At 53.2% G+C, this 22,732-nt stretch carries 21 protein-coding genes; 5 read left to right on the top strand and 16 right to left on the bottom strand.

The window, feature by feature from the left end; genetic code table 11:
- Positions 1-141: 141 nt before the first annotated feature.
- Both CJP46_RS16265 and CJP46_RS16260 read left to right on the top strand, forming a co-directional pair.
- The gene (locus CJP46_RS16265; protein WP_094596633.1) at positions 142-1,017 is read left to right on the top strand and encodes an AraC family transcriptional regulator; all 876 of its coding nucleotides are present in this window, start codon (positions 142-144) and stop codon (positions 1,015-1,017) included.
- Between the two features lie 178 nt (positions 1,018-1,195).
- Positions 1,196-1,567 (top strand): DUF4190 domain-containing protein, encoded by a 372-nt coding sequence (locus CJP46_RS16260; RefSeq protein ID WP_373558000.1) that lies wholly within the window; start codon positions 1,196-1,198, stop codon positions 1,565-1,567.
- Between the two features lie 126 nt (positions 1,568-1,693).
- On the opposite strand, the gene CJP46_RS16255 is transcribed toward CJP46_RS16260, so the two are convergent.
- The 7 genes from CJP46_RS16255 to CJP46_RS16225 all read right to left on the bottom strand — a co-directional run bounded on the left by CJP46_RS16255 (position 1,694) and on the right by CJP46_RS16225 (position 8,809).
- Positions 1,694-2,134, bottom strand: a complete 441-nt coding sequence (locus CJP46_RS16255) for a MarR family winged helix-turn-helix transcriptional regulator (protein WP_256992372.1) — start codon at positions 2,132-2,134, stop codon at positions 1,694-1,696.
- Positions 2,135-2,275: 141 nt separating this feature from the next.
- Positions 2,276-3,577: a pyrimidine-nucleoside phosphorylase gene (locus CJP46_RS16250; protein WP_094596630.1), complete on the bottom strand. Its 1,302-nt coding sequence runs from the start codon at positions 3,575-3,577 to the stop codon at positions 2,276-2,278.
- A gap of 63 nt (positions 3,578-3,640) precedes the next feature.
- Positions 3,641-4,348, bottom strand: a complete 708-nt coding sequence (deoD, locus tag CJP46_RS16245) for a purine-nucleoside phosphorylase (protein ID WP_094596629.1) — start codon at positions 4,346-4,348, stop codon at positions 3,641-3,643.
- Positions 4,349-4,397: 49 nt separating this feature from the next.
- Positions 4,398-5,579, bottom strand: a complete 1,182-nt coding sequence (gene deoB, locus CJP46_RS16240) for a phosphopentomutase (protein WP_094596628.1) — start codon at positions 5,577-5,579, stop codon at positions 4,398-4,400.
- 47 nt (positions 5,580-5,626) lie between these two features.
- A complete protein-coding gene (locus CJP46_RS16235) occupies positions 5,627-6,805 on the bottom strand; it encodes a NupC/NupG family nucleoside CNT transporter (RefSeq protein ID WP_094596627.1) in 1,179 nt (392 codons plus the stop codon).
- A gap of 162 nt (positions 6,806-6,967) precedes the next feature.
- Entirely contained in the window at positions 6,968-7,636 is a 669-nt protein-coding gene (gene deoC, locus CJP46_RS16230) for a deoxyribose-phosphate aldolase (RefSeq protein ID WP_094596626.1), read from the bottom strand.
- A gap of 237 nt (positions 7,637-7,873) precedes the next feature.
- Complete coding sequence (locus tag CJP46_RS16225) at positions 7,874-8,809, bottom strand: DNA-binding transcriptional repressor DeoR (RefSeq protein WP_094596625.1); 936 nt, start codon at positions 8,807-8,809, stop codon at positions 7,874-7,876.
- 289 nt (positions 8,810-9,098) lie between these two features.
- On the opposite strand from CJP46_RS16225, the gene coaA reads away from it, so the two are divergent.
- A complete protein-coding gene (coaA, locus tag CJP46_RS16220; RefSeq protein ID WP_094596624.1) occupies positions 9,099-10,019 on the top strand; it encodes a type I pantothenate kinase in 921 nt (306 codons plus the stop codon).
- Here the strand turns inward: coaA and CJP46_RS16215 are convergent.
- From CJP46_RS16215 to CJP46_RS16195, 5 genes are all read right to left on the bottom strand, one after another.
- On the bottom strand, positions 10,005-12,185 hold the full coding sequence (locus tag CJP46_RS16215) for an MMPL family transporter (protein ID WP_094596623.1): 2,181 nt from the start codon (positions 12,183-12,185) through the stop codon (positions 10,005-10,007). The genes coaA and CJP46_RS16215 overlap by 15 nt on opposite strands.
- 40 nt (positions 12,186-12,225) lie before the next feature.
- Positions 12,226-13,368, bottom strand: coding sequence for an NAD(P)/FAD-dependent oxidoreductase (locus tag CJP46_RS16210; protein WP_256992370.1), 1,143 nt, complete (start codon positions 13,366-13,368; stop codon positions 12,226-12,228).
- A gap of 430 nt (positions 13,369-13,798) precedes the next feature.
- Positions 13,799-14,533: a methyltransferase domain-containing protein gene (locus CJP46_RS16205; RefSeq protein ID WP_094596621.1), complete on the bottom strand. Its 735-nt coding sequence runs from the start codon at positions 14,531-14,533 to the stop codon at positions 13,799-13,801.
- Positions 14,520-15,707, bottom strand: a complete 1,188-nt coding sequence (locus tag CJP46_RS16200) for a type III polyketide synthase (RefSeq protein WP_256992369.1) — start codon at positions 15,705-15,707, stop codon at positions 14,520-14,522. Before CJP46_RS16200 ends, CJP46_RS16205 begins: the two co-directional genes overlap by 14 nt.
- A gap of 293 nt (positions 15,708-16,000) precedes the next feature.
- Positions 16,001-17,695: a M3 family oligoendopeptidase gene (locus tag CJP46_RS16195; RefSeq protein ID WP_094596620.1), complete on the bottom strand. Its 1,695-nt coding sequence runs from the start codon at positions 17,693-17,695 to the stop codon at positions 16,001-16,003.
- Between the two features lie 387 nt (positions 17,696-18,082).
- On the opposite strand from CJP46_RS16195, the gene CJP46_RS16190 reads away from it, so the two are divergent.
- Both CJP46_RS16190 and def read left to right on the top strand, forming a co-directional pair.
- Positions 18,083-18,322 carry a helix-turn-helix domain-containing protein gene (locus CJP46_RS16190; RefSeq protein WP_094596619.1) on the top strand — a complete coding sequence of 80 codons (240 nt, stop codon included), beginning with the start codon at positions 18,083-18,085 and terminating at the stop codon, positions 18,320-18,322.
- Positions 18,323-18,349: 27 nt separating this feature from the next.
- On the top strand, positions 18,350-18,865 hold the full coding sequence (gene def / locus CJP46_RS16185; RefSeq protein WP_094596618.1) for a peptide deformylase: 516 nt from the start codon (positions 18,350-18,352) through the stop codon (positions 18,863-18,865).
- 110 nt (positions 18,866-18,975) lie between these two features.
- On the opposite strand, the gene CJP46_RS16180 is transcribed toward def, so the two are convergent.
- The 4 genes from CJP46_RS16180 to cdaS all read right to left on the bottom strand — a co-directional run bounded on the left by CJP46_RS16180 (position 18,976) and on the right by cdaS (position 22,696).
- The gene (locus CJP46_RS16180) at positions 18,976-19,884 is read right to left on the bottom strand and encodes an aldo/keto reductase (protein WP_094596906.1); all 909 of its coding nucleotides are present in this window, start codon (positions 19,882-19,884) and stop codon (positions 18,976-18,978) included.
- Positions 19,885-19,910: 26 nt separating this feature from the next.
- Entirely contained in the window at positions 19,911-21,164 is a 1,254-nt protein-coding gene (locus CJP46_RS16175) for a DUF445 domain-containing protein (RefSeq protein ID WP_179281184.1), read from the bottom strand.
- Between the two features lie 203 nt (positions 21,165-21,367).
- Positions 21,368-21,820, bottom strand: coding sequence for a signal peptidase II (gene lspA, locus CJP46_RS16170; RefSeq protein ID WP_256992368.1), 453 nt, complete (start codon positions 21,818-21,820; stop codon positions 21,368-21,370).
- Positions 21,821-22,027: 207 nt separating this feature from the next.
- Positions 22,028-22,696, bottom strand: a complete 669-nt coding sequence (gene cdaS, locus CJP46_RS16165; protein ID WP_256992367.1) for a sporulation-specific diadenylate cyclase CdaS — start codon at positions 22,694-22,696, stop codon at positions 22,028-22,030.
- Positions 22,697-22,732: the final 36 nt, after the last annotated feature.

The following is a 22,732-nucleotide window of genomic DNA, read 5'->3' as shown; positions in this document are numbered from 1 at the left end:
AACTGGCACCCGCAATCAGGCGGTCACGATGCAAAAAAATTCGTTCAATCCTTATAATTGAATTATAATAAGAACAGGCAGAACTGCCATGAAGAGCTATGCTAATTATTTATCTTATTATGCGATTTTGAGGTGACATGGATGGATAGACCCATTTCTCTGCTGGAGCCAATGGATATGCCCGACCGTTTCTTCCCGATGAAGATCCATTATTGTACCGCCAAGGAATACGGGAAAACACTGTTTACCCACCATTGGCATAATCATATGGAGTTTCTGTATTTTACCAAAGGCTCCGCGCTCATCGAGCTGAACTCGGTTCCTTATGAAGTTCAAGCGGGCGAGATGGTGGTCGTGAACAGCAACGACTTGCATTACGGGGTTTGCCTGTCCGATGATTTGGTCTATTATGCGATGATTGTCGATATCAAACTGCTGCAGAGCCAGACGCCGGACGCGGTCGAAACAAAGTTTATAACGCCGATTACGCAGAATCAGATTTTGTTCGCAAGCAAAATTTCCGGCGATTCCGAAATCACCGAGTGCGCTACGTCCCTGATCCGGGAAATGGACGAACGAGAGCTCGGCTATGAGCTGTCGATTAAATCCTATCTGTACCGGCTTCTTGCCATTCTGCTGCGCCGCTACGGAACGGACACCCTTTCTCCTGAAGAGAGCCAGTACAGGCTGAAAAATCTGGAGCGGTTTACCCCCATTTTTCAATATATTGAGGAACATTACCAGGAAGAACTGCCCATCGATCTATTGGCCGGACTTGCCGGTCTCAGCCGTTTCCATTTCAGCCGACTATTCAAGGAGCTTACGGCACGGACGGTGACCGAATATGTCAATACGCTGCGGATCAATAAATCCGAATACCTGCTTCGCAACTCCAGAATGAACATTTCGGAAATTGCCCTGTCCACCGGTTTCAAGGACATCTACTATTTCAGCCGGGCCTTCAAAAAATACAAACATGTATCCCCCTCAGAACTTCGGAAGAGCTTCAGCGTGTAGACAAGCGCCGGCCTTGGAACGGTTCTTGGGTACGGACAGAACAGCCAAAAGAGCGTCAAATCTGGAAATTTCGACCGAAAAAATGTCGACAAATATGGCGGGCTAAGTGATAATAGACATGTTAAGCAGAATATATAAACATATAGCATTCTGCCAATGCAGGAGGAGGAAATCACAGTTGGATCCACATTCACCAGACCCGTATCAAAACTTTCAGCCGCAGCCGCCTATGATGCAGCCCAAGACGAATGGCAAAGCCATTACCTCAATGGTGCTCGGCATCTTAAGCGTGATGATCTTGTACATAGGATTTATCCTGGGGATTCTGGCGATCATCTTTGCCGCCCTTTCTTTTAAGGAACTCAAACGGGGGTATGAACAAGGTAAAGGCATGGCGATTGCCGGGCTCGTGTGCGGCATTATCGGCGTGCTCCTGTGGGGCTTGATTCTGCTCTTCGTCGTGCTCGCGGTCGCGTTCTTCGGAACGGATGTCGACTCGTCCACTTTGTATGACGTCATGTCTAAAGTACCTAGAGTGAAAACAGCATAACTGCCCGTTCATAACGGGTTCACAAAAAAAGGAATGAGGCATCCCGTAGCCCATTCCTTTTTTCTGTAAAATAAAAAAACTTGAACAAGCTCAAAGGCAGGGCGCTGCATACCGCAGTCCGCTCGTTTACGTCAGACCCCTCGTCTCCGCCACCGCATTGGCGGACATCAGCTTCAATTTGCGGATCATCTCATCGGTCTCCTCGGAGGTAAGGCCGCTGGAAATGATCTCCGTCCACGCCTTCAGCTTCGACCTGATAAAATTCCGCTTCTCAAGCCCTTTCTCGGTCAGGGTCACCAAATACGCCCGGCTGTCCTGAGGGTCCCGCGTCCGCTTGACATAACCGAGCGTCTCCAGCCTCCTGATGGCTCGTGCCGTCGCCGCTTTGTTGATAAACAGGTTGGCCGACAGCTTCTCCTGCGATACCCCGTCCTCGATATACAGATTGACCAGGAAAATGTACTCCGACGAATTAATGTCATGCTCTTTCAATTCCCGGTTCAAATAGATTTGAAACTGGCGGTGCAGCACCGATATCCACCTGGAAACACTGCCTGTCTGCTCCAATATTCTTCACCTCGAAATATTTGTTTACTAATCAACCACTTAAATTGAAGTATACCTTGATTTACCGGCTTGGTCAATGAAACCCGAAGCAATATAAAAAGCCTGGAACTTCTACAAGTTCCAGGCTCCAGCCTGTGGGGCTTACTCTGTGATGATACCGTATACCAAGGTAGGCGCTTCGGCATGATCCGAGATTCGGATATTTTCGTAAATCTTGCCGATCACGTCGTCCACGTTTTCACGGTTCGCATGGATCGTGACGAGCGACTCACCTTTCTTCACAAAATCGCCGATCTTTTTGTTCAGCATCAGGCCGACGGCCAGATCGATCTCGGATTCCTTGGTCGCGCGGCCGGCACCCAGCCACATGGCCGCCGTACCGATCTCGTCGGCGACGATTTCGGCAACCACGCCGTCTTCCTTCGCCGGTACTTCGATCTGATATTTGGCCTGCGGAAGATTCTCCGGATGGTCGACGACATCCGGGTTGCCGCCCTGGTTCTTGATGAACTCCTTGAATTTCTCCAGCGCTTTGCCGTTCTTGATGACTTCCTTCAGCTTCTCTTCGGCTTCTTCCAGAGAGCTGGCTTTGTTCGCCAGGAACACCATTTGACGGCCTAAGGCGAGGCAGAGCTCTTCAAGGTCCTTCGGTCCATTGCCCTGCAGCGTGTCGATGGCTTCCTTCACTTCCAGCGCATTGCCGATCGCCAAACCGAGTGGCTGGCTCATGTCGGAAATAACGGCCATCGTTTTGCGGCCGACGTTGTTGCCGATGCTGACCATGGCGTGAGCCAGTTCCTTGGCATCGTCCACCGTTTTCATGAAGGCGCCGGCGCCCGTCTTGACGTCAAGCACGATGGCGTCTGAGCCTGCGGCGATCTTTTTGCTCATGATCGAGGATGCGATCAGCGGGATGGAGTTGACCGTGCCGGTCACATCGCGCAACGCATACAGCTTTTTGTCGGCCGGCGTCAGGTTGCCGGTCTGCCCGATAACCGCGATTTTGTCCTGGTTCACCAGACGTACGAATTCTTCGCGGTCGATTTCCACGTGGAAGCCTTCAATCGCCTCCAGCTTGTCGATGGTGCCGCCGGTATGGCCCAATCCGCGGCCCGACATTTTGGCCACCGGAATGTCCAGCGCCGCCACAAGCGGTGCCAGCACCAGCGTCGTTGTATCGCCTACGCCGCCGGTGGAGTGCTTGTCGACCTTGACGCCTTCGATAGCGGACAGGTCAATCGTGTCGCCGGAGTTCACCATTGCCATGGTGAGATCAGCGCGCTCGCGCTGCGTCATGTTCTGGAAAAACACGGCCATGGCCCACGCGCTCATTTGGTAATCAGGGATATCCCCTTTGGTGTATCCCTCAATAATGAAATTTATCTCTTCCGTGGACAGCTCGCCGCCGTCCCGTTTCTTCTCAATCAAGTCAACCATTCTCATCAGATGTCTGCCTCGCTTTCCAGGTAATTGTTAGTCTATGAATGGGATGAAGGAATGTATCGATTACAGCCCGATCGCCGTTTCCAAAGCCACTTCCATCATGTCATTGAACGTGGTTTGGCGTTCCTCGGCACTCGTTTCTTCACCTGTCAGGAGGTGATCGCTAACGGTCAGCAGGGTCAATGCGTTAACGCCAAACTTGGCTGCCAGCGTATACAGGGCCGTCGTTTCCATCTCAACCGCCAGGACACCGTGCGCCATCAGCTTCTCGACGATCGATTTGTCGTCGCGGTAGAAAATATCGGAGCTGAATACGTTGCCCACATGCAGGTTCAAGCCCTTTTCGGTCCCTTTATCGAATGCGGATTTCAGCAGGTTGAAGCTTGCGATCGGCGAAAAATCGTACCCACCGAACTGGTGGCGGTTGGCGCCGGAATCCGTACAGGAAGCTTGCGCGAGAATGACGTCACGTACATGCACATGCTCCTGCATGCTGCCGCAGGTGCCGACGCGCATCAAATTTTTGACGCCGTACTCGCTGATCAGTTCATTAACGTATATGCTGATCGACGGAATCCCCATGCCGGTTCCCTGCACGGAAATACGCTGTCCCTTGTACGTACCCGTAAAACCGAGCATGCCTCTCACTTCGTTGTAGCATTGCACATCCTGCAAATACGTTTCCGCGATGAACTTGGCCCGCAGCGGATCCCCCGGTAAAAGGATCGTTTCTGCGATTTCTCCTGCTTTGGCTCCAATATGAGTGCTCATTTCGTTTCCTCCCCATAGGTCATGGATTCATGTATATTGTAAAATCGTGCTACTTCAGGTCTCCCAGGAAGCTGGTGCCGTATTTCGGCATCGGAACGCCAAAGTTCTCGGCCACGGTCGCACCGAGATCGGCAAACGTCTTCCGCAGCGCAAGCTCGCTGCCTCCATTGGCGAAGCGCGGCGAGTACACCAGCAGTGGCACGTATTCACGCGTATGATCTGTGCCGCGGTACGTCGGATCGTTGCCGTGATCTGCCGTGATGATCAGAAGATCGTCATCCGTCATTTTGGCAAACATTTCAGGCAGACGCGCATCGTACTCTTCCAAGGCTTGCCCGTATCCTTGCGGGTCGCGGCGGTGGCCGTACAGCGCATCAAAGTCTACCAGGTTCACGAAGCTGAGCCCCGTAAAGTCCTCGTCCATGACGCCGATGGTCTTGTCCATTCCGTCCATATTGGACGTAGTCCGGATCGCCTTGGTCACGCCTTCTCCGTCGTAAATGTCGGAAATTTTGCCGATCGCAATCACGTCGAAATTCGCATCCTTCAGCTCGTTCATCACGGTACGGTCAAACGGCTTCAGCGCATAGTCGTGGCGGTTGGCGGTACGCTTGAAAGATCCGGGCTCGCCCACGAACGGACGGGCAATGATCCGGCCCAGCATGTACGGATCGTCCAGCGTAATTTCCCGGCAGAACTCGCAAATTTCGTAGAGCTCCTTCAGCGGCACAATGTCCTCGTGGGCGGCAATTTGAAGCACGGAATCAGCCGATGTGTAAATGATAAGCGCTCCCGTCTTCATATGCTCTTCCCCGAGCTCGTCGATGATTTCAGTGCCGCTCGCCGGCTTGTTGCCGATCACTTCGCGGCCTGTCTTCTCTTCGATCCGCTGAATCAATTCGTCAGGGAAGCCGTCCGGGAACACCCGGAACGGCGTATCGATGTACAGCCCCATGATCTCCCAGTGGCCGGTCATCGTATCTTTACCCGCGGATTTTTCCTGCATTTTTGTATAATACGCCAGCGGCTTGTCCGCTTTGGCAATGCCTTCGATTTCGCGAATGTTGGACAGGCCGAGCTTGCCCATATTCGGCATGTTTAGGCCGCCGCGCTCACGGGCGATATGCCCGAAGGTATCGACGTCAAAGTCGTCGAACTGGGCGGCATCCGGCGCTTCGCCGATTCCAACGGAGTCCATTACAATCAGGTGGATACGTTTAAATTTTGGCATAAATTTCACTCACTCCTTCATCCTTGAGTATACATGATGCAAGGCTTTTATAGAAACAATCCGGCGATGGTCGCGGACAGCACACTGACCAGCGTCGCCCCGTACAGCAGCTTCAGCCCGAAGCGCGCTACGACGTTGCCCTGCTTCTCATGCAGGCCTTTGACCGCGCCCGCGATAATGCCGATGGACGAGAAGTTCGCAAAGGAAACGAGGAACACGGATACGATGCCGGTTGTGCGCGCGGACAATGCGGTATGCTTGCCGAGTTCCAGCATGGCAACGAACTCGTTGGACACCATTTTGGTGGCCATGATGCTTCCCGCTTCCACCGCTTCCTTCCATGGAACACCCATGACAAAGGCAAACGGAGCAAAAATGTAGCCCAGCATTTCCTGGAACGAAATGCCGAAAATGCCGGCAAAAATGCCGTTGATCAAGGCGATCAGGGCGACGAAACCGATCAGCATCGCCGCGACCGTAATGGCCACCTTGAAGCCGTCCATGATGTATTCGCCCAGCATCTCGAAGAAGGACTGTTTCTCTTCTTCCTGAACGACAAGTTCATCTTCTTCCTTGGTGACCTTGTATGGGTTCAAAATCGAAGCGATGATAAACCCGCCGAACAGGTTCAGCACCAGTGCGGTAACCACGTATTTCGGATTGATCATCGTCATGTAAGCGCCGACGATCGACATCGAAACCGTTGACATGGCCGAGGCGCAGAGCGTGTACAGCCGATGCTTCGGCAGCAGGCCGATCTGCTTTTTCACGGAAATGAACACTTCGGATTGGCCCAGAATCGCGGAAGCAACCGCATTATACGATTCCAGCTTGCCCATGCCGTTTACCTTGCTCAGCACGAGGCCGATGTACCGGATAATAAACGGCAGGATGCGAAAATACTGCAGAATGCCGATCAGTGCCGAGATGAAGATGATCGGCAGCAGCACGCCAAGGAAGAACGGCGCCTGACCTTCGTTGGCGATGCCGCCGAATACGAAGTTGACCCCTTCGCCCGCATAGACCAGCAGCTTTTCGAAGATGCCGGAAAAGCCTTTGATCAGCACGGTACCTACGACGGTGTTAAGCAGAACGTATCCCAGAATAATCTGGAGAATGATCATGATCACCAACGGGCGGTAGCGGATCTTCCGCTTGTCGTTGCTGGCCACGAATGACAGGGCAAAAACAACAAGTAACCCTAGTACCGCAATCAAATATTTCATAGCTGTCTCCCCAGTTGTAGTTTTTTGTGAAAACAAATCTATTAAGCGCTTACAGGCTTGGTATTAATAGAAACGGAAGCTTGCCGCCCGGTTTACAATATTCCGATGTGTACCGCTTCCGTTTTTTCATGCTGCCTTTCATGGAGCCGTCTCTCTTCCTAATTAATAGGAAGCTGAGGATTGGCCTCCCTCCATAATCTTTACGCCGGAGCTTGCGCCGATTCGGCTTGCACCCGCTTCGATCATGTTGTTCATGTCCTCAAGGCTGCGTACGCCGCCGGATGCTTTGACGCCGACGTTTGGTCCCACCGTTTTGCGCATCAAGCGAACGTCTTCCGGTGTAGCCCCGCCCGTGGAGAAGCCCGTCGAAGTTTTCACGAAGTCGGCTCCCGCTTTGACCGACAAGCGGCTTGCGCGTTCCTTTTCTTCGTCTGTCAGCAGGCAAGTTTCAATAATGACCTTCACCAGCGCCTTGCCGGCCGCTGCATCTACGACTGCTTTAATGTCGGCTTCGACGAGATCGTTATCGCCGTCCTTCAATGCGCCAATATTAATGACCATGTCGACTTCCGTCGCGCCGCCAGCGATTGCATCCTTCACTTCAAATGCTTTAACGGCCGAAGTCGTGGCTCCCAAAGGAAAACCGATGACCGTACATACCTTTACTTTGGAATCCTTCAGCTGCTCCGCAGCGAATTTGACCCAGGTTGGATTAACGCATACCGATGCGAATTCATATTTCTTCGCCTCGTCAATCAGCTTGCTGATTTCAGACTTGGTGGCATCTGCCTTAAGCAGGGTATGGTCGATCATTCCCGCCAAATTTGTCATTCTGATCCACTCCTTGATTCATGATAGGTTATTCTTTTATTTATCCAATTCCTAGAAATTGAAAAGCTTTTCTTTCAAGCCGCACGATTATCATAACACCGGTATGAACATATGTAAATATGGTGTGAAATTATGTTCACATTTCGATATACCCACTACCGTAATGTGCGCAAAAAAAATCCGCCCTATGTAATCCGGACGGAATTCAAATAAAAATATCCATATGAAATTGATGATTTAAGAGATCAAAGCCTGTGCGGTAAACTGATCCGTGATCAAAATGTTTGCATATTTACCGGTGAGCGCCGCTTGAATGGCCTCCACCTTGCGTTCTCCCCCGGCAACCAGAATAGACTTCTCCTTATTACGAAGCTCATGTAGGTCGATCCCGACCGTCCGGTTATTGATCTCTTCGCTGCAGATCTGGCCCGTTTCATCAAAAAACCGGGAACAGATGTCTCCGGCGCCGGACTTCTTCAGCATCTCCTGCTCCTGCTCGTTAAAATACCCCAGCCGGAAGAGCAGCGCGTCTTCTTTGACCGTACCGACCGTGAAGACGGCAATGTTCGCCTGTTTGCCAAGTTCGATGATCCGGCTGATATGCCGGTCTTCCTCTACGATTCGCTTCAGCTCGATGTTGTCGAAGATGACCGGCAGCGGCAGGTATCTCGCTACGGTCTGAAACGCCTCTGCAAACAGGTTCACCGTCTCCGCCGCATAGGTGTTGACATGGGAATGGCTGACGCCGCCTTTCAGCTGCACGACTTCGACTCCCTTCACCTGCTTGGGCGCAAGCTGCAGTGCTACCGCATGCATCGTGGTCCCCCAAGTGACCCCGATAATATCCTTGTCCTGGACAGTCTCATGCAGAAATTCGGCTGCCTTTTTGCTGATATGCTTCTTGATTTCTTCGTACTGGTTTAACGGCGAGTAACAAACTTGCACCGTATCCAAACCGTATTTGCGCTTCAATTTCCGGCCCAGCACGTTCAAATCCTCGCCGGGGTCGACGATCTCGATCCGTACGTATCCTTGTTCTTTGGCTTGCTGAAGCAGCCTCGATACCGTCGGCCTGGAAACGCCCAGCCGCTCGGCGATATCCTGCTGGCTGTAATCGGACTGATAATACAGTCTGGCTGCCTCAATCGCTAATCGTTGTCTTTCAATGTCCATATCGTCTTCAGCTCACTTGTCCCGCTCTCGCATGATTTGGATTGCACTGATCCTATTATACCTCTTCCTCCCAAAAGCCCAAACCCTTTTGTCGATCGAACGGTTTTTCCTGCATCCATTTTTAACCCCAAGGTTTATTTAAGCGGCTTAACATGCTATAATTCAGTTCGCATTAGTAACGCGCAATGTCACAGTTTAGTTTGGAATCCCCGCTTCCCATTTACATACTCTTGATACGGACAGGAGCTGGTATTGCATGGCCCTACTTTGTTTAGAAAGCGAGTGTACCATGAACACATACTCCCCTTATTATACATTTGACCGGAAGGACTGGATGGCGGCACAAGAAGATTCGCCGCTTCCGCTGACGGAAGAGGAATTTGAGCGACTCAAAGGCCTGAACGAAAAAATGTCGCTGCGGGAAGTGCGCGACATTTATCTTCCGCTGACCCGCCTCATCCATTTGTATGTAAGTGCTTTCCAGCAGCTTCAGGAAAAAATGAACACGTTCACCGGCATCCGCGCGCCCAAATCGCCTTATATCATCGGGATCGCCGGCAGCGTGGCCGTAGGCAAAAGCACGACAGCACGCCTTCTGCAGACGCTGCTGTCCAGATGGAAGGAGCATCCGCGTGTGGATTTGGTCACGACGGACGGCTTTTTGTACCCGAATCGTGTCCTTGAGGAAAAAGGCATCATGAACAAAAAGGGATTTCCGGAGAGCTACGACATCAAGAAGCTGATGCAGTTTATCAGCAGCGTCAAATCAGGGCAGCCTGCGCTGAAGGCCCCGGTCTATTCACACCTGGCCTATGATATTCTCGCGGACGAGGAGCAGCTGATCGAACAGCCGGACATCCTCATTCTGGAAGGGATTAATGTCCTTCAGGTCAATACGGAGGCGCCGGTCTTCATCAGCGATTTCTTTGATTTCTCGATCTACATCGACGCGGACGAGCAGGATATCCGCAGCTGGTATATCGAGCGTTACCAATTGCTGCGGGATACCGCCTTCCAGGATCCAAGATCCTACTTCCACAAGTTCGCCGGACTTTCCGAAGAAGAAGCAGTGCAGAACGCCTCGGAAATCTGGAGATCAATCAATCTGAAAAACTTAAGGGAGAACATTCTGCCAACGAAAGCGCGTGCCAAGCTGATCTTGAAAAAAGCGCCTGATCATCAGATCCAGCAGGTGTTACTCCGTAAATAACCAGCGACGAAGCTGATGTGGCAGCCACCAATTGACATGCCCCATCAGCTTCATTAACGCTGGAACCAGCATAAAGCGGATCAGGGTCGCATCGATCAAGATCGCAGCGGCGATGCCCACCCCGAGCTGTCTGACCCCTTCCACATCCCCACCGGCAAACGGCAGCGTGACGGCGATCATGATGGCTGCCGCTGAGGTGATCACCTTCCCCGTGGAGGTGAGTCCGTAAGCTATCGCCTCATCCGCTTTTCCCGTGTCGTGATAGACCTCGGTCATTCGGGACAACAGGAAGACACCGTAATCCATGCTGACTCCGAAAACCATTCCGAAGATAAATACCGGGATCATGACAGCAATGCTGCCTGAACCGCCCCCTAGAACTCCATCCTGAAAAAGGTAGACCAGCACTCCGAACGAAGCGGTAAGGCTGAGCAGGTTCATCAGCAGCGCCTTGACCGGAATAACGATCGAACGAAAACCTGCGAACAGCACCACAAAATTGGTTGCCGCCATCCAAAGAAGCACCGAAGGAATCCGGGCCTTGATTTCATCGCTCACTTCCATCCGATACTTCGCTTCTCCCCCCAGCAATATGCGTATGTCCCTTTCATTCTGTCCCTGCGTTTCCCATTTTCGCAGCCAGTCCTCGGTTTGCTTCGCATCCATACCTGGCTGAAGCGTCACTGACATCAACAGTGCTCCTGCTTGAGCAAACGGCTGGCCTGTACTCTGTGGCAGCTGCTGCATTTGGGAGCTTGACAAGAGCCCTTGCCGATCAAGGGACTCCGGTAGATAGGAAAAGATAGAATCGACCCGGAGCACATCCCGGTCCGTTCTCAGCTTTTGCCACAGCCCGTAAGCCGAGGCCCATTCTTCTGCCGAGACGGTGTCTCCGCGTCCTAGCACTACGACCGGAATCACCGATGTAAAGGGGTCGTTGAAACGAAAATCCACCAGTTCCGCTCCGTACCGCGATGGATAGCTTGACGGCAAAGAGGCTGCATCGGGAACGGAGGTTTGCAGGTGGCGAATCGGCATGATGCTAGTCAGTAAAAGCGCCGCGGAGACCAGCGTCATCCGGACCGGCTTGTGCATGACATAGCGGGTCCATCGCTGCATCAGTCTCGGCCTGAAGCGGCCTGTTCCGGTTGGGTAATTCCGCTGAATCGGGATCAGGGGCGACCATATCGACAAGAAGGCGGGTACAAGCGTTAAGTTGACCAGGGCCGACACAAAAACGACGACCATCGCCCCGATGGCGACCGACTGGAACATCGGCATCCGGATGAATGTAATGGCGATGAGCCCAAGAATCACGCACGCGGCCGAATAGAGCACAGCCCTGCCCGCCTGCCGGAGGGTGACGGGCAGCGCCCGCTCTACGCGGCCGCTCGATCTCCACCACTCCTCACGGAAGCGGCTGACCAGAATCAGCCCAAAGTCGATTCCAAGCGCAAGGCCGACCATGGGAATGACGTTCAGCACAAAATTGGACAGCTCCAGCTGCAGGCCGTTCCCGAGCCAATAAAGAATGCCCATTGAAATGCCTACGGCCGTACACCCCGCTGCAATCGGGATCAAGGCATAGATCCATCCACCAAATGCGTAGAACAGGATTAGAAAAGCCACCGGCAGTCCGATCAGCTCCGCTCTCTTCAAATCATGCATGCTTGCCCGGTTGACATCGTCCTGAACGAAAGGCTTGCCGGTCAGCGTCATCGTCAAACCGGGCGAATCAGGCAAAGCTGACCGAATGGCGTCAAGCACCGACTCGTCGGACCGGCCATGGGTGTCCAAGCCCAGCAGGGCGTAAGCGGCTTGGTTGTCCCTCATCCTCTTATGATCCAGCGGGGAGATGACGGCCCCGATGCCGTCAATCCGCCGAAGCTGTTCCAATGCCGTCCGGATTCCCGATTCAAATGAAGCGCGGGAGGTGCCGCTTTCCCGTTGAAAGACGATGATGGCAGGCTCTTTGGGAATTTGATATTCCTCCGACAGGATCTGCTCAACTTGCGCGGAAGTTCCTTCCGTACGAAGCCCATGATCCTTCAGGAGGGAAGGCAGTGATATCGCGGCCGAACCGCATATGACGAGCAGCGCAGTCCAGCATGTCAGCACCCACGCCGGATAACGGAGAGCAAGTCCGGTTATGAAACGATAAATCACCCGATTCCCTCCTCCTGTTGGCATGCGGTCTGCAGTCGGCTTAGGACATCGTGTTCTTCAGCCGGGTCGCTTTGACCAATGAATCGGCGACTGGAGGGAACAGCCGGGCAAAGCCCGACAGGATTCTTCCGGCGGCGGGCCGGCCGCTGATCGCCTGCAAGTAGCGCCCTTTTCGCAAAATGCCGCTGAATTCGCGGTGTACAGCCTCGGAATACAGCCGCTCCCAGTCCCGCATAGTCAGCTCGCCCCGCAAATAGCGGTCAGCAAAAGTGGCGCACAGAATGCCGGATCGTAAGGCGGCGCTCATCCCGTCCCCGAAGAGCGGCGGAATCATGGCGCAGGCATCCCCGGCATGCGGAATCATCCGCCATGGCTGAGGACGTCGGGACAAGTACACCGGGGCGGTCGAGATCATCGTCCCGTCGGTCTGCTCCCCTTCCGACAACCGGCGGGCCAACAAGGGATTGCCGCTTGCCGCGAAATCCAGCAGTTCCTTTATTTTCGCCCCCGCGCCTTTCATCCGGTCCCGCCGCAGAAGCGCGGCCACATTATAGGTTCCCGCTTCAACCGGGGCAATCCCGATGTAACCTCCGGGAACTAAATAGAGTTCCACGGCTTCCGTACCGGAAAGCCCGGTCATATGCGTTTTGATCCCGATGTATGCATGTCCTTCATGACCCATCTCTTCATAATCGATCAATTCCGGCCGCCGGTGACAACCCCAGGCGGCAAACACCGCCCGCGCCTCCAGCGTGTCGCTGAGTCCCCCGGTCCGGGTTCCGACGACATATCCGCCTTCATCCTCTCGCGCATGAATGCTTGTTACCGTCGTCGCGTCCAGGATTTCCACACCCGCTTGCCGGGCAGCCCGGTGCAGGCCGGCATCCAGCGTATACCGGCTGATGCCCCAGCCTGTGCCCGGCAGCGCTGCCTCCAGTACCTGTCCATGTCTAAGCACCAGGCGGGCCCGGTGAATCGGGTTTGGTTCCATTCGCTCGACATCCTCTGCAACACCAAGACTGGCCAGCGTCTCCATCGCCTCCGGAGACAGAAATTCCCCGCACGGCTTATGACGGGGAAAATATTGACGGTCAATCAGCACGGTCCTCCACCCTTGGGTGGACAACCGGATAGCTAGACTGCAGCCCGCAAGGCCGGCTCCAATGACAACCGCGTCCGGCATGGGAATCATCTCCTTTCGCTGTCTTATAGAGGTTGTTCAAAAAATCCGCTTTTGATAAGAAAACCAATCGAGGCCAATCAAGGATGAGTGACCGCGATTAAAATGCAGGTTTTCTTGCGATATTGAATTTCATCAGCTCTGCTGATAACGAATAAATTCTATATCTAACACGAAGTAAATCGGGAAGCTGCTTCGGCATCGAATCTTGAATTCAGCCGGGCCTAAGCGATTGCTTACGTCGTATGTTTCCTTCGGAAACATTTCAGGTGCTCACGTACCCACTACAGGTAGATGCTTACGAAGTCGTTTTTTACGAAAACGTATAGCTCTGCTCCTCAGTCCCTAGCTTCATCCAATTCAGGTGTTTTGAAAAAACACACATCGGAAGCGTAAACCTCGGTGCTGAAAACCGACCTTTTTGAACACGCACTTATACTTTTCTCGTTTTATGAAGAACGGCTACATAACGGAATAACGGCTTCCAGCTGTACGATAAGTCCGCTTCGCCGTCCTGCTCCTGCAGCTGCTTCCTAAGCCTGATCCAATCAGAGGATTTGAAACCCTTCGCCACTGACAAGGGCCCGTCATGCCGTATATACCGGTTGCCTGAAACCAAATGCGCCACGATCCAAACGGCAGACCACGAAACCCAGTGCCGGTGAATGTCGCTGATCACAACGCCCAACCTGGATGCCTTCAGCATTTGCCCCACCACTCCGGGCAGCCGGACGTCATCAAAGTGGTGAAGAAACTGCGAAGACATGACGATGTCGCCGCTGCTCTCCGGAAGCTCGAACAAATCGCAGCATCTGACCGAAATATTCGGGACCCCATTGTACAGGTTTCTGGCCTCTTCGCAGGCTTCTTCCGTAATATCCACCAATGTAATCCGGACATCGACCCCGTTTCGGGCAGCCCAGCGCAGGATGCGGCGGTTCACGTCACCCGAGCCGGCTCCGATATCCAGCACTGATACCCTGTCCGGTCTGCCGGCTTCACGCCACAGCCGCTTGAACCCATACAAGGATGGGGACGAAGCACCGAAGATCCGGTTCAGCCGGCGTAAATGGCGCAAAGCTTCCAGCAGCTCGCCGCCGCCCGTGCTGAAGTCGTCCATGTATTCCTCTTCCACCGCCCGCTGGTTTAACCGCTTAATGGCCGGCATACTCATAGCTCATCTGCCGTTCCGCGATGCCAGTGGGTACATACGTAAATCGAAGGAGTTCTGCGGTCAAACCGGGTCCAAATGCCAGGGCCACTCCAGACCGTTCGCTCTCCTCTTTTTCCTTCCGCAGATGCTCTCTCATCCCCTTCAGGACGAATAGCAGTGTCGCAGAGGATAAATTCCCGAAGTCCCGCAGCACGTTCCGGCTGAATCCGGTTTGGCTGTCATCCAGTGCGAACAAATCCTGCACGGCGTCGACGATGCCCCGTCCACCCGGGTGAATCGCCCACAACGGCGGAAGCGGTCCTCCGCCCAGCAGCCGGTCCACTTCATCCTGAAGGAACGCCCGAAGCAGCTTGGGAATATTGGGAGAGAGAAATAAATCAAAACCGGTATCCCCGACCTCCCAAATCATTTCGTCCGCAGAGTCCGGAAGCAGCACAGAGTGGCCACCGCCCAGACGAAACCCGCCTTGCAAATTAGCATGGCTTGAGCCGACGACGCATGCCGAAGCCCCATCACCAAAAAATGAAGCGCCGAACAACGCTTCCCGGGACCCGGACGGCTGCAGATGTATCGTGCACAGTTCCACGCAAACGACAAGAACCTTTGCGCCCGGGTCGGAAGAAACTATACCTTGGGCCAACTGAATGGCCCTCAAACCGGCGGCGCAACCTTGAAAGGTGAGCGGGATCCGCTGAATCCGCGGTGACAATCCGAGCCGATGAATCAAGACGGTGTCCAATCCGGGAAGAAACTGACCGGTACAGCTGACCGTCAGGATGTGGGTGATGCCTGGCGCCTCCGTCCCCGCATCACGCATGGCTTCTTCCGCTGCCCTCTCAGCCAGAGGGACCGATTCCCGCCGGTACACTTCCATCCGCCTGGAGGTCGATGGGGCAGCCTGCTGCTTGTCCGTGGACAGGTACGTGCACTGATCGGCAGGTTTGAGAAAGTCCTCTTCACAGGTGTACCTGATCTGAACTCCACATTGCTTGAATATTCTTTTCGCCCACCTTAGAGCGTGGGGATCTTCCCTTAACGAAGCTTCAATCTTGGCAAAGACGTCATCCTGGCAAAGACGATACGGCGGAAGCGCGGTGCCGATGCCTTGAATCAGCGCCTTACCTGCATCAAGTTCACTGACCATCGTCAAAAGCTCACCTCCATTCATTCCATTTACGTCCTGTTTGGGCACATAAGCCTTAAAACAAGTATATTCAACGTAATAAGGCATATGCTCCGATAGGACAAATACATGCTTGCCGTCTTCAGGTTGTTTAAACCGGGTGCATGACTGGGAAAGAAACGCTCGGGATGGATGAAAGGAACCCCGCCTGCTACTGATGCTTACCCGAATCCGACCAGAGGAAAACGTATGAAGCAAAATGCGGTCCTCACAAAAAAAGCAGGCATGGAGTAAAAACCCCAATGCCTGCTTTCATCAATTCTATGGCAATCCCTTGCTTACAGCGCCTTATCGTCCACGCTGTTCAGCCAGTTCTCAATGACGCCGATCACGGATGCAACGCAGCCGTCTTCAAACGGCGACTGCAGTCCAGCCAGCTCCACTAGTCCGGTAAAAGAACGGGTTCCTCCCGCCTGGCACAGTCTCAGGTAATCCGCCCAAGCCGTTTCGCGGTCCTCGTTCATCTTCTTCCAGAACTGGAACGCGCAAATTTGCGCCAGCGTATAATCGATGTAATAGAACGGCGCCTGGAAGATATGCCCCTGTTTGTGCCAGAAGCCGCCACGTTCCAGGTATTCGTTGTCCGGGTACTGCCGGTGCGGCAAATACTTCTTCTCGATTTCGCGCCAAGCTTGTTTGCGTTCCTCCGGCGTCGCGTCCGGATTCTCATACACGAAGTGCTGGAATTCGTCGACGGATACCCCGTACGGAATGAAAAGAAGTGCGCTGGACAGATGGTCAAAATGGTATTTCTCCGTGTCTTCCTTAAAGAAGTTTTCCATCCACGGCCAAGTGAAGAACTCCATGCTCATGGAATGGATTTCGGCCGATTCATACGTAGGCCACAAGTATTCCGGCACCTGATGATGACGGCTGGAATAGACCTGGAAGGCGTGACCGGCTTCATGCGTCAGAACGTCGATATCCCCTGAAGTGCCGTTGAAATTGGAGAAAATGAACGGTGATTCGTATTTGCTGATAAACGTACAGTAACCGCCGCTTTGCTTTCCCTTTTTGCTGACGAGATCCATCAGCTCCCGGTCCACCATGAATTTGAAAAATTCGTCGGTTTCAAGGGACAGCTCCGCATACATCTTCTTCCCTTGTTCCAGAATCCAGTCCGCATCCCCTTTCGGCGTTGCGTTCCCGGTCTTGAAGCTGAAATTGTCGTCATAGATCCGCAGGGATTCCACGCCGATCCGCTCGCGCTGGCGTTCCTTCAGCTTCTGGGCTGCGGGAACGATGTGCTCCAGCACCTGCTTCCTGAAGTTGGCCACCATTTCGGCATCATAATCCGTACGGTTCATGCGGATGTATGCAAGCTCGACGAAGTTTTTATAACCGAGCTTTTGGGCCATCCGGTTCCGGGTTTTCACCAATTCATCGTAGATCCGGTCAAAATCCTGCTCATGCTCCGCCATAAACGAATATCTCGCTTCCGACGCTCTCCGGCGCAGGTCTCGGTCCGGCGACAGCTCAAACGGGAGCAGCTGGGACAGCGTGCGCTCCTCACCTTCGAACGGAATCTTCGCGGAGGCGATCAGTTGGCTGTACTCGGTCGCAAGCTTGTTATTGAGCTGCATATCCTCAATGATATCCGGGTGGAAGGACTTGAGGGCCAGCTCGGCGAGCTTGAACAAGTGCGTTCCCCACTTGGCTTCGAGTTCACTTCTGAATTTGGACTCTACCAACACTTTGTAATAATCGGTTATGTATTCTTGATAGACCGGACTCGCTTCATCGATGTATTCTTGTTCGGCCTTATAAAATTCATCGTTCGTATCGATGGAATGACGAATGACGGCAAGCTCTGCCATGCTTTCGAATTCGCTGCGCAGCTTGTTGATATCGGACATGGCCTTGTCCTGCTCTTCAAAGGAAGCCGCCTGCTCGAACTGCTGGATCAGTTGTTTAAACCGTTGTTCAATTTCTTTCACGTCTGGCCGCTTGTATTCGTACTCGCTGAACTTCATGCATCACGCATCCCTTCTTGATTGGCTTTCGTTACCATTATACTAGAGATTCCAGCTTAGACAACAGATACGTCAAAAAAAATTTAATGTTTATGAAAGCACTTCCCGTCAGTCAAATTTCTACAAATTCCCCTACACAGAATGGCTATATTTTACAGAGAACCCGGTCGTAAAAGATCGGAAATCACTCCTAAACAATCGCTGGTTATACCTATATCCTGTGAAGAGCGCTGAATTTCAACGTCTAGGATGTGTTGAAGCGGAAAAATGGTTCGATCTTCCCTTTTGCCAACGGCTGTGCTATATTAGTTCATACTTAAATATATTAGTTGACACCTAATATACTGGAAAGTCATATACTGAACAAACAAAGGTGGTTTGAATGCGATGCTCATATGGATGCTGCGCCAAGTGATGGCAGAACGCGGAATATGGACGGGAGCCGCGCTGGCCCGTGTATTGAAAGACAAAGCCGGCTACGAGCTGTCTCCGCCCTCGATCAGCGCCCTGCTGAACGGCAACCCGAAGCAGATGAAGGCCGATACGATGGATGCGCTGTGCACGGCGCTCGACTGCACTCCTAGCGACTTATGGCATCACACCCCTTCGACCGTCAAAGGGGCCTAGACGCTATTGGAATCGGAGGTAACGAACATGTCTGAAAAAGAAATTCTTCCCTTCGGAGATGCTATTCTCCGCAAAAAAGCCAAGCCGGTAACGGAAATGACGCCGAGAATCCACAAGCTGCTGGATGATATGGCAGACACCCTGTACGCGGAAGATGGCAGGGCAGGTCTGGCCGCACCGCAGATCGGTATACTCCGCAGGGTGATCGTAATGGACTGCGGGGATGGGCTCATCGAGCTGATCAATCCGCTGCTGCTGGAGCACGCTGGGGAGCAGATCGGGCTGGAAGCCTGTTTATCCTACCCCGGTTATACTGGACTCGTGAAGCGGGCGAAATACGTGAAAATCAGTACGTTAACCCGTGAAGGCAAAACGGTCGTGATGGAGGCGGAAGATTATTTAGCACGATGCATTCAGCATGAAATGGACCATCTTGACGGTATTTTGTACATCGATCATATCCAGAACGGCGAGCTGTTTGTCAATCGGACGGAACGCAGAGCGGATTTGATGGCGGCCTTAAAGCTTACTCAGAACGTATAGTCGGGTATGGTTCTCCAAAACTGTTTTATACGAAAAAGGAGCTGTCCAAGGTCGTTCGTGACCAGGGTACGGCTCCTTTCTTATGAATCCGAGCGATGTGAAAGTTATGGTTACCGGTGCGCCGTATATTGATTGGCCTTGCTGAAGCTGCGGATTCGTTCGATCTCCTCGTCAGACAGCACCGGAACGTCTCCAGCCGCGGTATTGTGGATCAACTGCTCCAGCGAGCTTGCCCCCGCGATGGCCGTCGCCACCACCGGATTCGCCAGGGCGTACCGGATCGCGGTTTGCCCCATACTCCGGTCATTTTTAACCAGGTGCTGCAACTGTTCCCGAATCTGAATCAGCTCGTCCGGACTGTAATCCAGATACCCCTTCTCCACCTTCGCTCCTCCCTGCCCGGTCAGAACGCCTGAAGCCACCGGACCGCGGGCGATGACACTGATGTTGTGCTCGGCAAGTAAAGGCAGCACCTCTTCCTCCGGACGGCGGTCCAGGATGCTGTACTGGCTCATGACGCTGACGATTCCCGAGCGCTTTACGTATTCACGGATCACGTTCGGACGGATCGATGAAATGCCGTAATAGCGAATCACGCCTTCCTGCTTCAGTTCCTCAAACGCTTCGATCGTCTCATCCATCGGATCGTCCAGGGTTCCGCCATGGAGCTGGTACAGATCGATATAGTCCGTTTGAAGGCGGCGAAGGCTCTCTTTTACCGCAGAGCGGATATACGCTTTGGACGGATCCCACACCCAGCCTTCTTTTCCAGGAACTCTCCGGTTTCCTACCTTCGTCGCGAGAACGATGTCCTGTCGGCGTCCGCGGATCGCCTTGCCGACAATTTCTTCATTTCGGCCGCTGTCATAGAGGTCTGCGGTATCCAGAAAATTCACGCCTCGCTCCAGCGCCGCATGAACGATTCGCTCGGCATGTGCCACTTCGGTTCCCAAGGACATACAGCCCAGCCCGATCTCGCTGATGTTCAGCTCCGATGCTCCCAGTTGGTTCTTATTCATTTTGTTCACCTGTCCCTTCCCCTTAATTACCCGTTTAAAATCAACAAATGAATGGCACTCAGCACGATGCCGATCACGAAACCGCAAATCGCGCCGTTTACCCGGATCCACTGCAGGTCGCTGCCGATCTTCTCCTCCAGCATGTTGACGAGCGTCTGATCGTCCAGCTTGTCCAGATTTTCCCGCACCAGAACGCCGATCCGATAATAATTCGATTCCACCAGCTGAACGATCATCGCCAGAACCCCTTGTTCCCATCGATGGGTCAACTCTTCCTTCGAATTCAGTAAGTCATGGCACCAGCGGAACAGACGGATCCATATGCGGCCGCCATGCTGCCGTTCAGCTTCCAGCCACTGCAGCGTACGTTCCCGCAGTTGATTCAACTGGCCGGCGATCCATGCTTCCGCAGCATCAGTGCTCAGCTTGCCATCCAGCCAGCTCTTTACGCGGCTTTCCGTTTCCGGACTGTCCGCCACCTGCGCCAAGCGCTCCCGGATGCCCTGGACAATCCGTTCCCGGGATGGACTTTCCGGATTCGCCACTTCGAGCAATGCCGATAAAATCAGCTTCTTCAGGATCGCTCCCATTTTGTCCTCGTTCATAAAGCCCAGCATGGCCTGCACGGCAAAGCCCTTCATGCCTCCAAGCTGAAGCTCATCCAGTTTGGCATGTGCGAGCTTGCCGAGCATCATTTCATGATCCGGATTGTTGACCCATTCCGCGGCATACAACAGCCCGTAGTCCAGCACTTTTTCGTCCAATTGATGCGCCTCGGTCTCTTTGACCGCGCGGTTCAACAATTCAGAAATATTCCGGCTCTGAACGTACCGAAGAACCATGTCCCGAATGTGCGGGGCCGCCTTCTCCAGAGGCAGTTCACGAATAGACTCCTCCAGTGAAGACAGCAGCTTCACGCGTACCTCTTTCCGTCGGATCAGCTTGAACAGCCCGGTCGAGACGGACTGGAACAGCTTCATCTGCCGGAGCCTGGACGAAATGCTCTCTTTGTTCAGAAGCTCGGTTTCCAATGCGGAAATGAGCGAATTGACGATTTTGTTGCGGTTTTTGAGCAGCAACGACGTATGTGGGATCGGAATCCCCATCGGATGGCGGAACAAGGCGGTAACCGCAAACCAGTCGGCAAATCCGCCGACGAGTCCGGCTTCAAAGCCCCCGAGCAGCAGCTTAACCCACGAATTTTGCGGCAGGAAAAGCATAACGAGGAAACCTGCGCCCATCACGGCCAGGGAATACCCGGCCAAATATCTGGATTTCAATCTGCATACCTCCATATGTACGTATATCATGATGGCGTCACTTCGACTTGTTTGAATGACCAATCACGCTACCAAACTATTAACCATATTGTAGCCAAATTGTTTCTTTTACAGCCGAAAAACCCGGGCTCGCGAAAAACTCCCGGCTTCCCGGGAGTCTGCTGTTTGCCGATGATTGTTTCTGATTTCCCGCCTATCCGGTATTAGGAATAAGACCGTTTGGGCTCGCGGCGGAAAATCACCGACAGAATGATAGCCACGATGCCGATATTGATCGCGATGTCCGCGATATTCATGATACCTGTCATGCGACCTAGAACGATAAAATCGGTGACCTTGCCGAACAGCACCCGGTCGATCGCATTGCCGATCGCCCCGCCGACGAGAAAGCCCGTGGCCAGTTCCATCCAGGTCCCTTTAAGCACGCCCTTGGTCCGATAATAGATAATGACGGCCGTAACAAACACCGCGAACACCACAAATAATTTGCCGTAGCCTTGGAACGAGCTGAACGCGGCGCCGGTATTTTGGTAGTACTCAAAATGAATGTACGGGTCAAGAAAGGATCTCGATCCCCCTACAACCATGGATGAGCGGACCCAGAGCTTGCTCAGTTGGTCGATCGCAATAACGATCAGCGATATGATGTAAAACAAAATAATGATGCACCTCTTTCCCTCCGCATTCGTTGCCTCGTTCCATCCATTCCTCGATATGAACAAAAACGTGCAAAGACACCGATGCCGATCCTCTCACATACGGACACGCAATATGTATGTATGTCCATTATGCGTTAGATCACTCCACATGCACAAGTTTCCCCTCATCCTGCAGTGCAGCTGCAGGCTGCCTCGCACCTTGTTTCAATCCCCTCCGGGGACTGCTACATCCGGGCTGAACACCGGCCGCGAATCCATTTCCCCCGGGCGTACCGGATACAGCGTTCCGTTCAGGGCAAAGGAAACCCTGCCCGTCTCCTCCGAAACGACTAGGATCAGCGCATCGCTTATTTCTGACAGCCCAAGCGCGGCGCGGTGGCGGGTTCCGAGTTTCCCTTCACGCAGCGCTTTGGATACCGGCAGCACATTGCCGGCGGAGACAATTTGGTTCTTATCAACCAGCACCGCACCGTCATGCAGGGGTCCCCCGGGATAAAAAATCGATTCCAGCAGGGTATACGACACGTCCGCGCCGACCGGTATGCCGGAGTGCACCAGAGTCGGGAACGCATCGTTTCTTTTGACGACGATAAGCGCCCCGTGATTCCGTTCCGACAGATGCTGCAGGGCCGTGGACAATGCCATGTAGCGATCTGTATAAGGCGACAAATACGCATTCAAATAATAGGATGCGGCCGTCATCTGCATGTCGGTAAAGACGCTGTGTATCTGCTCAAATTCATTCAGAATGCAGCATTCCTTCTGGTCGATCGTCGCCAGCATTTGCTCGATATCCGCCTTGATGGTGGACAGGCTCTTTTTCAGATGGACCTGCATCTTTTCAGATAAACCCAGTTCATCGGCATTATTCACGTCGGCTCACCTTTCCTTATGGCTTAAAATATAGAC

This window comes from Paenibacillus sp. XY044 (assembly GCF_002257645.1).
Classification (GTDB): domain Bacteria; phylum Bacillota; class Bacilli; order Paenibacillales; family Paenibacillaceae; genus Paenibacillus_AQ.
Note: the sequence above shows the minus strand (reverse complement) of the source record. Positions and strands in the feature narration are given on the sequence as shown.

Coding starts and splice junctions, on each gene's coding strand:
- CJP46_RS16265 (WP_094596633.1), top strand. CDS start 142: ATGGATAGACCCATTTCTCTGCTGGAGCCAATGGATATGCCCGACCGT.
- CJP46_RS16250 (WP_094596630.1), bottom strand. CDS start 3,577: ATGAGAATGGTTGACTTGATTGAGAAGAAACGGGACGGCGGCGAGCTG.
- deoD (WP_094596629.1), bottom strand. CDS start 4,348: ATGAGCACTCATATTGGAGCCAAAGCAGGAGAAATCGCAGAAACGATC.
- deoB (WP_094596628.1), bottom strand. CDS start 5,579: ATGCCAAAATTTAAACGTATCCACCTGATTGTAATGGACTCCGTTGGA.
- CJP46_RS16235 (WP_094596627.1), bottom strand. CDS start 6,805: ATGAAATATTTGATTGCGGTACTAGGGTTACTTGTTGTTTTTGCCCTG.
- deoC (WP_094596626.1), bottom strand. CDS start 7,636: ATGACAAATTTGGCGGGAATGATCGACCATACCCTGCTTAAGGCAGAT.
- CJP46_RS16225 (WP_094596625.1), bottom strand. CDS start 8,809: ATGGACATTGAAAGACAACGATTAGCGATTGAGGCAGCCAGACTGTAT.
- coaA (WP_094596624.1), top strand. CDS start 9,099: ATGAACACATACTCCCCTTATTATACATTTGACCGGAAGGACTGGATG.
- CJP46_RS16210 (WP_256992370.1), bottom strand. CDS start 13,368: ATGCCGGACGCGGTTGTCATTGGAGCCGGCCTTGCGGGCTGCAGTCTA.
- CJP46_RS16205 (WP_094596621.1), bottom strand. CDS start 14,533: ATGCCGGCCATTAAGCGGTTAAACCAGCGGGCGGTGGAAGAGGAATAC.
- CJP46_RS16200 (WP_256992369.1), bottom strand. CDS start 15,707: ATGAATGGAGGTGAGCTTTTGACGATGGTCAGTGAACTTGATGCAGGT.
- CJP46_RS16195 (WP_094596620.1), bottom strand. CDS start 17,695: ATGAAGTTCAGCGAGTACGAATACAAGCGGCCAGACGTGAAAGAAATT.
- CJP46_RS16190 (WP_094596619.1), top strand. CDS start 18,083: ATGCTCATATGGATGCTGCGCCAAGTGATGGCAGAACGCGGAATATGG.
- def (WP_094596618.1), top strand. CDS start 18,350: ATGTCTGAAAAAGAAATTCTTCCCTTCGGAGATGCTATTCTCCGCAAA.
- CJP46_RS16180 (WP_094596906.1), bottom strand. CDS start 19,884: ATGAATAAGAACCAACTGGGAGCATCGGAGCTGAACATCAGCGAGATC.